Genomic DNA, 11439 nt, shown 5'->3' with positions numbered 1-11439 from the left:
GTTCCGGCGGCGTCAGGGGCGAGGACGCGCCGGACGGTGCGAGCGCCTGCGGGGCGGGGCGGGGTGCGTTCCCGGCGGCGACCACATCATCGCAGGAGGGCGCGGACGTGGTTCCGCAAGGGGTCGGCGAGGCGGGGGTGGTCGCCCAACCCGATGCGGTGCAGCAGCCTGGCCGCGACGTAGAGCTGGGCCCGCCGTCCGTCGGGGGTGTCCAGCACCGGGAACTCGTCGCGCACCCGACGCGCCAGATCCGGAACGGTCAGGCTGTAGCAGTGGAGCGTCGCCGCGTCGGTGCCCACCGGGCCGCGGCCCCACAGTTCCCAGTCCACGATGCCGAGGGGGGTCAGGAGGTTGGCCCAGTGGAGATCTCCGTGGACCGTCTCCCACCGGTGGATCCGGACGTCGGCCTCCTCGCCGTACGCGGCGCGCACACGGCGGTCAACCTTTTCCTGGTCGATGGCGACGCGATCGGTCGGTGTGGCGGCCAGACGGTGAAGGGCCGATCCGAGTCCCTTCCACCATCCGTTGTCCGGGTCGAGGGGGCCGGCCGCCACGTCGGTGGGTGAGCACGGCGATCCGGGGAGCAGGGTCATGACTTCGGCACGTTGCCGACGCCAGTCGCCCTCGGCCCACTCGTGTGCGTCGAGTACGTGCGGCTTCGGCAGCCCGTGGAGGACACCGGCGTCGGCGTTGCCCGTCCAGGCGCGGCCGTGTGCCCACTGGAGCTGCTCGGAGACGACCCGCAACCAGCGACCACCGTTCGGCCCGCCGGCGGCGGGGCCGGCGAGGGTGGCGACGGCGGCGACGGAGCGATCGCGCCAGCCGAAGACGGGCTCGCCGGTCACTTTGAGGCCGAACCGCGCCGCGGCGAGGTCGAGGTTGGCCCGCATCCAGACGCGGAAGCGCCGATCGGCCTCGCCCACGTCGTGATCGCCGGCGGTCACGCGACGATGTGGCGCAGGTAGGCGTTCGGGTCGCTCAGATAGCGGCGCCAGTGGTCCACCAGCTCCAGTTCGTCCCATGCCACGCGCCGGAAGCCCTCCTCACCGACCTCGATGATGTCCGCGCCGGGAGTGGCCGCCAGCAGGGGCGAGTGCGTCGCGCAGACGACCTGTGCCCCGCTGTCGGCCAACCGGCTCATGAGGCCGACCAGTTGGAGGCAGGAGGTGAAGGACAGCGCTGCTTCCGGCTCGTCCATGACGTAGAAGCCGGGGGTGTCGAACATCGCCTGGAAGACGGTCAGGAACCCCTCTCCGTGGCTCATGGCGCTGGTGTCCTGATCCCAGTACCCGGGGACGCCGCCGAGGTTCTCGGTCATGCCGAACGCGGTCTCGGCGCGCAGGAAGAAGCCCTTCTTCTTCTGCCGCGGCCCCGCCAGCATCCGCGCGCCCGCGCGGGTGGTGTCGGCTCTCAGTACCTCGCCCAGCGGCGTCTTCGTGGGGTCGGGCCGCCCGCGCGTCCGGGCCAGGCGGCCACCGCCGGCGTCCAGCTGGAAGCTCTCGGCGATCGCCTCCACCAGGGTGGATTTGCCCGAGCCGTTGTCCCCGACCAGGAAGGTCACCGGTGCGGTGAAGGCCAGCCCCTCCTGGAGCAACTGAGCGACACACGGCAGTCCGAACGGCCACCGCGCGCGCTCCTCCTGGTCGGGAGCCAGTCCCTCCGGCACGAATACCCGGTCGATGAACACGCCGCTCCTAGTCGTAATTCGGCTGACAGCCCCCGTTCGGAGTGCACGGGCCGGCCCCGGTCGGCCAGCACGACGGGTGGCAGGCCGGACCGCAGGCCGGGCCGCACTGGGGATCGCACAGCTCCGTCCCTTCGCCGGCGACGGCGGGCTTCCTCGCCGCGAAGTCCTCCTCCAGCCCGGTCAGTATCCGCTCGGTCTCCGGGCCGCCCAGAATATCGGCAAGGGATGCCTCCAACACGTTCCCGACAGGCAGCCAGCGGGAGAAGACGCAAGGCCACACCGCCCCGTGCGGGGAGATCGCCACCACCCCCGATGTGCAGTGGCCGCAGAGTTGCGAGGTGTCGGAACGGCACCCGCGCACGCCACGCCCGACCTTGCGCACCCGGTCCGTGCCCGTCAGCGGGACCCCGAGCAGGGCGAGTTCCCGCTGTGCGGCACCGACCCGCTGGTCCGGCAGAACGTCGATGACCCCCGCCCGGACGGCGATCCCCCGCGACACCGCTTCGGCGACGTTGGATCTGGTGCGCGCGTGAACCGGCCGACCCGTGATCCCGGCGTGCTCGGCCGGGTCGTCGGAGTAGTAGCTGGTCGCGAGCGACACGCCCACGCGTTCCAGGACCGGCCACGCGGCGGCGGGCACGTGGACGAGGTTGGAGAAGACCTCCACCCGGAGCCCCTTGCCCAACGCGTACTCGATCAGCACGAGCAGATCGGGATGCAGCATGGGCTCGCCGCCGATGAACTGGACCATCGTCACGCCGAACGCGGCCAATTCCCCGATCACGCGGCGCCAGTCGTCGACCCGCATGGAACCGTGATCTCCCCCAGGGCCGGAATCCGCGTAACAGTGCCCGCAGGCGAGTTGACACTTCCCGGTGATCTCCAGCCAGGCGAACCTGAGTTCAGGCACGGCTTCCCTCCTCGACGAACGCCGCAACGGCAGCATGCCGGGGCAGTTCCCGCGTTACGGCGCGATAATGCCCAGCCCGGCCGATGACCGGCATATCGGCCGGAAGAAGGCTCTCCACCCGGCTGGGATCCACCCGCCTCCCGAACGCGACCGGTCCCCGCAGGCGGGGGTGGAACCGTGGGCGCGCAGGGGACGCGAGGGGGTCCGCGGCGGGGGCGGGGGCGCCGCGGCCCGCACAGCACAGCCCTCCCCCACCGCCCCCGCACGCCCGCCCCGCCCCCCGCGCCGCCCCGCGCCGACGTCCCCGGCGCGGGGCGGGACGGGGCGTTCCCGGCGGAGCCGTGACGTACGGGGGCGGCTTGGTTTTTATTCCCGCGACACTCCCACAACACAACATCTGGGGGGAGCTTGATGGCTCGGCACTAGATGTATGCTCGACCTGCTGTCGCCGCAGGGGAACACCGGTGCGAATCCGGGACTGTCCCGCAACGGTATGAGGGCGCGCGTCCGCGTGCGTCCGGGAGTCCGGATACCTGCCGGCAGCCTGCCCTCCGGGCCGCCGCCACGAACGGTCCGCGCCGGAGCGCCGAGTTGTCCGTGCCTCGCGGGTTGGGCCTGCGGACGCGATGCGGCCATGCCCGCACGCGCCGCCGCGCGCCCTCTCCCGCGCAGCCGCCGTGTACCAGGAGAGGACCCGCCGTGACCATCGCCCCCGCAGACCCCGTCTCAGCCGAGCGGAGCGGGCAGGACGCGCCCGGCACCGCGCTGCTGCGCACCCTGACCGCGCTGACCGCCGACCTGCCGGACACCGACCCCGGCCAGGTCGCCGCAGCCGCGCTGCGCGGCCGGCACGCGGGGTCGGACGAGGCGGAGTTGCGGGCGCTGGCCACCGAGGCGGCGGCCGGGCTGATCGCCCAGGACCCGCAGTACAGCCGGCTGGCGGCCCGGCTGCTGGCCCGGACCATCCGGGACGAGGCGGCCGGCCAGGGCGTGGAGTCCTTCTCCGGCTCGGTGGCCACCGGAGCCCGCGAGGGGCTGATCGCGGACGCCACGGCCGCGTTCGCCGCCCGGCACGCGGCACGGCTGGACGCGACGGTGGACCCGGCGGGCGACGACCGGTTCGGCTACTTCGGGCTGCGGACCCTGCACAGCCGCTACCTGCTGCGGCACCCGCTGACCCGTCAGGTCATCGAGACCCCGCAGCACTTCCTGCTGCGGGTGGCGTGCGGGCTGGCCGACGGCGACTCGGCGGCGGCGGTCGACGAGGTCGTCTCGCTGTACCGGCTGATGAGCGACCTGCACTACCTGCCCAGCTCCCCCACGCTGTTCAACTCCGGCACCCGGCACCCGCAGATGTCCTCCTGCTACCTGCTGGACTCGCCGCTGGACGAGCTGGACTCCCTCTACGAGCGCTACCACCAGGTCGCCCGGCTGTCGAAGCACGCCGGCGGCATCGGCCTGCCGTTCTCCCGGGTGCGTTCGCGCGGCTCGCTGATCCGCGGCACCAACGGGCACTCCAACGGCATCGTGCCGTTCCTGCGCACCCTGGACGCCTCGGTGGCGGCGGTCAACCAGGGCGGCCGGCGCAAGGGCGCGGCCTGCGTGTACCTGGAGACCTGGCACGCGGACCTGGAGGAGTTCCTGGAGCTGCGGGACAACACCGGTGAGGAGGCACGCCGCACGCACAACCTCAACCTCGCGCACTGGATCCCGGACGAGTTCATGCGCCGGGTCGAGGCGGACGCCGACTGGTCGCTGTTCTCCCCGTCGGACGTGCCGCAACTGGTCGACCTGTGGGGGGCGGAGTTCGACGACGCCTACCGCCGCGCGGAGCGGGAGGGCAAGGCCGTGCGGGCGGTGCCGGCCCGCCAGTTGTACGCCCGGATGATGCGCACCCTCGCGCAGACCGGCAACGGCTGGATGACGTTCAAGGACGCCGCCAACCGCACCGCCAACCAGACCGCGGAGCCGGGCCGGGTCGTGCACTCCTCCAACCTGTGCACCGAGATCCTGGAGGTCACCGACGACGGCGAGACCGCGGTGTGCAACCTGGGGTCGGTCAACCTCGCCGCCCACCTGGCCGCGCCCGGCGCCGCGCTGGAGGATGCGCTGGACTGGGAGCGGATCGACGCCACCGTGCGCACCGCGGTGACGTTCCTGGACCGGGTGGTGGACATCAACTTCTACCCCACCGGCCAGGCCGCCGCCTCCAACTCCCGCTGGCGCCCGGTGGGTCTGGGCGTCATGGGCCTTCAGGACGTCTTCTTCGCGCTGCGCCTGCCGTTCGACTCCCCCGAGGCGACCCGGCTGTCGACGATGATCTCGGAACGGATCATGCTGGCCGCCTACGAGGCGTCCTGCGACCTGGCCGAACGGCACGGGCCGCTGCCGGCCTGGGAGTCGACCCGTACCGCGCGCGGCGTGCTGCACCCGGACCACTACGACGTGGCCCGGCACTGGGGCGGGCGCTGGGAGGCGCTGCGGGCCCGGATGGCGGTGACCGGGCTGCGCAACTCGCTGCTGCTGGCGATCGCGCCGACCGCGACCATCGCCTCGATCGCGGGGGCGTACGAGTGCGTCGAGCCGCAGGTGTCGAACCTGTTCAAGCGCGAGACGCTCAGCGGTGAGTTCCTCCAGGTCAACTCCTACCTGGTGGCCGACCTCAAGCGGCTGGGCGTGTGGGACGCGCAGACCCGTGACGCGCTGCGCGAGGCCAACGGCTCGGTGGCGGACTTCCACTGGATCCCGGCCGACGTGCGCGCGCTGTACCGCACGGCGTGGGAGCTGCCGCAGCGCGCGCTGATCGACATGGCCGCCGAGCGCACCGCGTTCCTCGACCAGTCGCAGTCGCTGAACCTCTTCATGGCGTCGCCGACCATCGGCAAGCTCAGCTCAATGTACGCCTACGCCTGGAAGAAGGGCCTGAAGACCACGTACTACCTGCGCTCGCGCCCGGCGACGCGGATCGCCCGGGCCGCCGCCGGCGGCACGCCCGCGGCCGACGCCGTCCCCGCCCCGCAGGTGGCCGAGGCCGACGCCGTCGCCTGCTCCCTGGAGAACCCCGAGTCCTGCGAGGCCTGCCAGTAATGACCACCTCACCCGTGAAGAACCTGCTCGACCCGGGCTTCGAGCTGACGCTGCGCCCGATGCGCTACCCGGACTTCTACGAGCACTACCGCAACGCGATCAAGAACACCTGGACCGTTGAGGAGGTGGACCTGCACTCCGACGTGGCCGACCTGGCGAAGCTGTCGGCCGGCGAGCAGCACCTCATCGGGCGGCTGGTGGCGTTCTTCGCCACCGGTGACTCGATCGTGTCGAACAACCTGGTGCTCACCCTCTACAAGCACATCAACTCCCCGGAGGCGCGGCTGTACCTGTCGCGCCAGCTGTTCGAGGAGGCGGTGCACGTCCAGTTCTACCTGACGCTGCTGGACACCTACCTGCCCGATCCGGCGGACCGGACCGCGGCGTTCGCGGCGGTGGACAACATCGCGTCGATCCGGGAGAAGGCGCGGTTCTGCTTCCGCTGGATGGACAGCGTGGAGAAGCTGGACCGGCTGGAGTCGAAGGCGGACCGGCGGCGTTTCCTGCTCAACCTGATCTGCTTCGCCGCCTGCATCGAGGGGCTGTTCTTCTACGGCGCGTTCGCCTACGTGTACTGGTTCCGCTCGCGCGGGCTGCTGCACGGGCTGGCGACCGGCACCAACTGGGTCTTCCGCGACGAGTCGATGCACATGGACTTCGCCTTCCGGGTGGTCGACACCGTGCGGGAGGAGGAGCCGGACCTGTGGGACGAGGAGCTGGCCCGGCAGGTCACCGCGATGCTGGAGGAGGCCGTGGAGGCGGAGCTGCTGTTCGCCCAGGACCTGTGCGGCGACGGGCTGCCCGGCATGAACAGCGACTCCATGCGCTCCTACCTGGAGGCGGTCGCCGACCAGCGGCTGGTCCGCCTCGGCCTGCCCGTCCGCTACGGCTCCACCAACCCCTTCTCGTTCATGGAGCTGCAGAACGTCCAGGAGCTGACCAACTTCTTCGAACGCCGTCCCTCCGCCTACCAGGTCGCCGTCGAGGGTTCCGTCTCCTTCGACGACGACTTCTGACCCGGCCCGCCGCGCACCGGGGCGGGCCCGGCGCCGCCGAGATGCGATCACCCGTGCGGGGGGTTGCGATGGAACCGTATGCGTATCCCCGATCCGGGAGAGATTCATGGGTTTCGTCACGGTGGGCAAGGAGAACGCGCAGGACGTAAGGCTGCACTACGAGGACTGGGGCAGCGGGGATCCGGTGGTGCTCATCCACGGGTTCCCGCTGGACGGGCAGTCGTGGGAGCGGCAGGTGCCGGGGCTGCTGAAGGCGGGCCGGCGGGTGATCACCTACGACCGGCGCGGCTTCGGCCTGTCGTCGCGGCCGGTGACCGGCTACGACTACGACACGTTCGCCGCCGACCTGAACGCGCTGGTGGAGGCGCTGGACCTGCGGGAGATGACGATCGCCGGCTTCTCGATGGGCACCGGCGAGGTCACCCGCTACCTGGGCCGGTACGGGTCGCAACGGGTGCGGGCGGCGGCGATGATCGCGCCGATCCCGCCGTACCTGCTGAAGGCGGACGACAACCCGGAGGGCGTGCCGGGCACCGTCTTCGAGGAGATCGTCCGGGCGATCCGGGCCGACCGGCCGGCGTACCTCAAGGCGTTCCTCGACGACTTCAACAACGTCGACAAGCTGCACGGTTCGCGGATCAGCGACCAGGCGTGGCAGGCGCAGTGGAACGTGGCGGCCGGCGCGTCCGCCATCGGCACCGAGGCCTGCGTGGGCACCTGGCTGACCGACTTCCGCGACGACCTGCGGGAGAACGACGTGCCGACGCTGGTCGTGCAGGGTGACGAGGACCGCATCCTGCCGATCGACTCCACCGGCCGGCGGCTGCCCGCCCTGCTGAAGGACGCCCGGTACCTGGAGATCCCCGGCGGCCCGCACAACGTGCCGTGGACCCACCCGGAGGAGGTCAACGGCGCGCTGCTGACCTTCGTGCGCGACACCGGGCGCTGAGCGGCGGAACTCCGGCGCCGCCCGGGCGGCCCGCGGACCGCGCCCGGGTCGGGGGGCGTCGACGGCACGCCGGCCGGGCGCGGGCCCGGCCGGTGCGCCGCGCGGGGGTCAGGGGTTGGGGACCGTTTCGTAGGCCGGGGTGCCCTCGGCCATCTGCCGCAGCACGTCCTTGCGTTCGCGCTTGGAGAGCCGGTCGATGTACAGGTACCCGTTGAGGTGGTCGGTCTCGTGCTGGAGGCAGCGGGCGAAGTAGCCGGTGCCGCGCACCCGGACCGGGTTACCGTGCAGGTCCACGCCGCTGACCACCGCGCGGTCCGGGCGGGCCAGTTCCATGTACGCGCCGGGCACCGACAGGCAGCCCTCGTTGGAGTCGTCCAACTCGCGTTCCGCAGGGGGGAGTTCCTCCACCACCGGGTTGACGACGTGGCCGACGTGCCGGACGTCGTCGTCATCGGGGCAGTCGTAGACGAAGACCCGCAGGGCCACGCCGATCTGGTTGGCGGCCAATCCGACCCCGGAGGCGGCGCGCTGGCTGGCGAACATGTCGTCGACGAGGGCGGCGAGGCTGTCGTCGAACTCGGTCACCTCGGCGCACGGGGCGTGCAGCACCGGGTTGCCGACCACGGTGATGGGCCGGACGGTGCCGCGCTCTCGGTGGGCGGCCTCGCGCGCCTCGGCGTCCACCGAGTCGTCGACGAACTCCGGCACCGCCGGGATCGTCTGCTCCTGCTGCGTCATGGTCTGCCGTACACCTTCCTGAACCGGGGATCTGCCCGTCCAGGGTACGGCCACCGGGCGACAGGTCGGCGCGGCGTGTTACCGCCGGCCGCCGGGGTCAGCAGACCTCTTCGAGATCGCGCCACGCCCTGGTGTCCGGGCTGTCGGCCACCCAGCCCTCCAGCAGGCCGCGCACCAGCCCGGCGGGCGCCGCGATGCCGCACTCGCGCTCCGGCGCCCACAACGACCCGGTGCTGTGGTGCGACAGGTGGCCGGGGTGGCCGGGCTCGCCGTGGTCGTGCGGGTCACGCGAGTCGCGCGAGCCGTCGTCGGTGGGCATCCGGCTCTCCGAACAGGTGCGGCACAGCAGCCGCACCGAGGACGACCAGTCCTCCGCCGCGTAGCCGGCGTCGGCCGCCAGCCGCTCCAGCGCGTCGCGGTCCGCCTCGTCGGCCGCCTCCAGCAGCACCAGCCAGGTCGGCACCGGTGAGGGCGCCCACAGCTCGATCTCGTCGAAGACCGGGAAGGACCCGCCGTCCGCCGCCACCCGCTCACCGTGCGGAACGCCGTCGTGCAGCACGACCTCGCCCCACCGGCGCCCGGAGGACGGCAGCGGGATGCTCAGCACCTCCACCCGGGCCGGGTCCAGCCGCCGGCCCCACACGACCTCGGCCTCACCCTCCGGCGACAGCCGTACCGCCGCGCTGCCCAGCGCCATGCTCACCGGCGCCTCGCCGGCCGCCTCGGCCTCGGCGGCCGGCACCCGCAGGCCGTACGCCTGCCAGGCGCGGCGGGCCAGCGGCCAGTCCTGAAGCGCGGTGGCCGCGATCCCGACGTTCCACCAGTCCGGGGCGCCGCCGTGCCGGTCCAGCAGCGCGACCGCCCGCAGCCCCGCCGAGCGGGCCTGCTCCCAGTCGTGCCGGAACTTGTGCAGCAGGGCCAGGTTGTACCAGGACTCGGGCAGCCACGGCTCCATGTCCGCGGCGCGGACCAGCAGGGCGCCCGCGTCGTCGTAGCGCCCGTCGTCGATCAGCGTGAAGGCACGGTCGGTGGCCTGCCGCCAGGTGGCGGACGGCCGGTGCCGCACTCTGCCGAAGATCCTCACGATTCCCGCCTGCTGCCGGTTGCCGGTAACTGCTGTCAGCGTCGCCGCACCGGAATGCCGGCGACCCGGGGACGGACATCGCCACCCCCGCTCCGGAGGTCGCCCTCCCCAGCGACAACCTGCCATACATCGGCCGCCTTTTCCGCCCGGATTCCGATGCTCATCAGTCCTCCTTGCCATCCAGCGGCCACGCCAACCCTGCCCCGGTAGGCGCATCCAACCACGACCACCGGGAACCGCGCTCATTACCGACCGGTTCGCCCCTTACGGGGGGATAGCGGCAACGCGAAGGGCGCGGCCCTCGCCCGACCGGGTGGAATACCGGGGAGGGACCGCGCCCGTTGACCGCGGGAACGTCGGCGGAGTGATAGCGGACCGGCCGCAGTGCCCTCAGGCGGACCCGGCGGTACGGGTGGCGGTCGCCGAACCCGTCGTGGAACCGGTGGCGGAACCGCCGGCCTTACCGTCCGCGGGGGCGGCCGCCGAGGCGTCGGCGACCCCCTCGGCGGGGTCGGCCGGCGAAGCGCCGGCCGGGCCGGGGGACGCCGGGGCGGAACCGTCCGGCCCCGAGTGCCCGGTTCCGGACACGCCGGCCGGGTACTCGGTGTCGAAACCGGCCTCGCCCGACCTGATCAGCTGGATCCGGGTCATGACCTTCGCACGCAGGTCACCGGGGACGTCGTCGTGGCCGCAGCACCGCTTGACGAGCTTCTTGACCGCCTGCTCCAGGCCGTACTTCTCCAGGCAGGGGTTGCACTCGCCGAAGTGCTCCTCGAACTTGGACCGCTCGGTGGCCGACAGTTCCCGGTCGAGGTACTCGTACAGGTGGTTCAGCACCTCGGAGCAGTCCGTCTCGTGCGGATCTCCGCAGCTCATTCCTCCGAACCCTTCCGATCGTGCGCCTCGGTGGAGACGCCGCCGGCGCCGGCCGGGACCAGGCCGCGCTCGCGCGCGTAGTCCTCCAGCAGGCCGCGCAGCTGCCTGCGCCCGCGGTGCAGCCGGGACATCACCGTGCCGATGGGTGTCCCCATGATGTCGGCGATCTCCTTGTAGGCGAACCCCTCGACATCCGCGAGGTAGACCGCGATGCGGAACTCCTCGGGGATCGACTGGAGCGCCGTCTTCACGTCGGAGTCCGGCAGGTGGTCCAGCGCCTGCGACTCGGCGGAGCGCAGACCGGTGGACATGTGGGACTCCGCCCGCGCCAGCTGCCAGTCCTCGATCTCCTCCGTGCCGCTGCGCTGGGGTTCGCGCTGCTTCTTGCGGTAGGAGTTGATGAAGGTGTTGGTGAGGATGCGGTAGAGCCACGCCTTGAGGTTGGTGCCCTCACGGAACTGGTGGAAGGACGCGTACGCCTTGGCGTACATCTCCTGCACCAGGTCCTCGGCGTCCGCCGGGTTGCGCGTCATGCGCAGCGCCGCGGAGTACATCTGGTCGAGGAAGGAGAGCGCGTCGCGCTCGAAGCGCGCGCTGCGCTCGGTCCGGCTCTCGTCGGAGCGCGGTCCCTCGCCCGTCGCACCGCTGTCGGTCCCTGTGACCGGACCCACCTCCCTAGCCGCCGCGGCACTCCCCGGAACGGGTCTGCCCGCTTCGGAGAATATCCCGGACGGCGACCGCCCGCCGGATCGGCCCCTCGCGGGCGGCATGGTGGTGTGCGACGCGGTGCCCCATGCTGACCAGGGCGAATACGGTGTCTTCGCGCCGGTGTGGCACGCCAGTGAACCCATGCGCTGCCTTCCTCCGGGGGTGCAGTTGCCGCGGTCTGCGACGTCACCGGTGAGAACCAGTGGTACGCACGATTCATTCCCGCCGGCCGCACGAGCCGATTCCCGCTGGTCCGGGCCCCCGCCGGGTCGTCCTCCGGAGGTGTCGCGGGCGGGGGCGGGTGGAGGGCGGGGGCATCGGGGGTGTCCGGGGCGCAAGGGAGGCATCGGGGGCGTCGGAGGACAACGGGGGCGGAGGGGAGGC

At 72.2% G+C, this 11439-nt stretch carries 9 protein-coding genes, 1 pseudogene and 1 riboswitch; of the genes and pseudogenes, 3 read left to right on the top strand and 7 right to left on the bottom strand.

What is annotated here, in order from left to right:
* Positions 1 to 86: 86 nt before the first annotated feature.
* The 3 genes from POF43_RS33945 to POF43_RS33935 are packed head-to-tail and all read right to left on the bottom strand — an operon-like array spanning position 87 to position 2633.
* A complete protein-coding gene (locus POF43_RS33945) occupies positions 87 to 944 on the bottom strand; it encodes an aminoglycoside phosphotransferase (protein ID WP_271325584.1) in 858 nt (285 codons plus the stop codon).
* Positions 941 to 1687, bottom strand: a complete 747-nt coding sequence (locus POF43_RS33940) for an AAA family ATPase (protein WP_271325585.1) — start codon at positions 1685 to 1687, stop codon at positions 941 to 943. Before POF43_RS33940 ends, POF43_RS33945 begins: the two co-directional genes overlap by 4 nt.
* A 7-nt stretch (positions 1688 to 1694) precedes the next feature.
* On the bottom strand, positions 1695 to 2633 hold the full coding sequence (locus POF43_RS33935; protein WP_271325586.1) for a radical SAM/SPASM domain-containing protein: 939 nt from the start codon (positions 2631 to 2633) through the stop codon (positions 1695 to 1697).
* A 359-nt stretch (positions 2634 to 2992) separates the two neighbouring features.
* A riboswitch (cobalamin riboswitch) is annotated at positions 2993 to 3152 on the top strand.
* 144 nt (positions 3153 to 3296) lie between these two features.
* Here POF43_RS33935 and POF43_RS33930 point away from each other — a divergent pair.
* The 3 genes from POF43_RS33930 to POF43_RS33920 all read left to right on the top strand — a co-directional run bounded on the left by POF43_RS33930 (position 3297) and on the right by POF43_RS33920 (position 7649).
* A complete protein-coding gene (locus tag POF43_RS33930; protein WP_271324252.1) occupies positions 3297 to 5684 on the top strand; it encodes a ribonucleoside-diphosphate reductase subunit alpha in 2388 nt (795 codons plus the stop codon).
* Entirely contained in the window at positions 5684 to 6700 is a 1017-nt protein-coding gene (locus POF43_RS33925) for a ribonucleotide-diphosphate reductase subunit beta (RefSeq protein WP_271315931.1), read from the top strand. Before POF43_RS33930 ends, POF43_RS33925 begins: the two co-directional genes overlap by 1 nt.
* Positions 6701 to 6806: 106 nt before the next feature.
* Complete coding sequence (locus tag POF43_RS33920; RefSeq protein WP_271324251.1) at positions 6807 to 7649, top strand: alpha/beta fold hydrolase; 843 nt, start codon at positions 6807 to 6809, stop codon at positions 7647 to 7649.
* Positions 7650 to 7757: 108 nt separating this feature from the next.
* Here the strand turns inward: POF43_RS33920 and def are convergent, their stop codons facing one another.
* The 4 genes and pseudogenes from def to POF43_RS33900 form a co-directional block, all read right to left on the bottom strand.
* Positions 7758 to 8387 (bottom strand): peptide deformylase, encoded by a 630-nt coding sequence (gene def, locus POF43_RS33915; RefSeq protein ID WP_271315933.1) that lies wholly within the window; start codon positions 8385 to 8387, stop codon positions 7758 to 7760.
* Between the two features lie 97 nt (positions 8388 to 8484).
* Positions 8485 to 9471 carry a tetratricopeptide repeat protein gene (locus POF43_RS33910; protein WP_271324250.1) on the bottom strand — a complete coding sequence of 329 codons (987 nt, stop codon included), beginning with the start codon at positions 9469 to 9471 and terminating at the stop codon, positions 8485 to 8487.
* 588 nt (positions 9472 to 10059) lie between these two features.
* A pseudogene (rsrA, locus tag POF43_RS33905) lies at positions 10060 to 10347 on the bottom strand (mycothiol system anti-sigma-R factor); the annotation flags it as partial.
* Positions 10344 to 11018, bottom strand: a complete 675-nt coding sequence (locus POF43_RS33900) for a sigma-70 family RNA polymerase sigma factor (RefSeq protein ID WP_271315935.1) — start codon at positions 11016 to 11018, stop codon at positions 10344 to 10346. The gene POF43_RS33900 and the pseudogene rsrA, both read right to left, overlap by 4 nt.
* Between the last annotated feature and the right edge of the window lie 421 nt (positions 11019 to 11439).

Origin of the sequence: Streptantibioticus silvisoli (assembly GCF_027947535.2) — a bacterium.
GTDB lineage: Bacteria > Actinomycetota > Actinomycetes > Streptomycetales > Streptomycetaceae > Streptantibioticus_C > Streptantibioticus_C silvisoli.
The sequence above is the reverse complement of the archived record's forward strand: the minus strand, read 5'-3'. Positions and strand labels throughout refer to the sequence as shown.

Coding starts and splice junctions, on each gene's coding strand:
- POF43_RS33935 (WP_271325586.1), bottom strand. CDS start 2,633: ATGCTGCCGTTGCGGCGTTCGTCGAGGAGGGAAGCCGTGCCTGAACTC.
- POF43_RS33925 (WP_271315931.1), top strand. CDS start 5,684: ATGACCACCTCACCCGTGAAGAACCTGCTCGACCCGGGCTTCGAGCTG.
- POF43_RS33920 (WP_271324251.1), top strand. CDS start 6,807: ATGGGTTTCGTCACGGTGGGCAAGGAGAACGCGCAGGACGTAAGGCTG.
- def (WP_271315933.1), bottom strand. CDS start 8,387: ATGACGCAGCAGGAGCAGACGATCCCGGCGGTGCCGGAGTTCGTCGAC.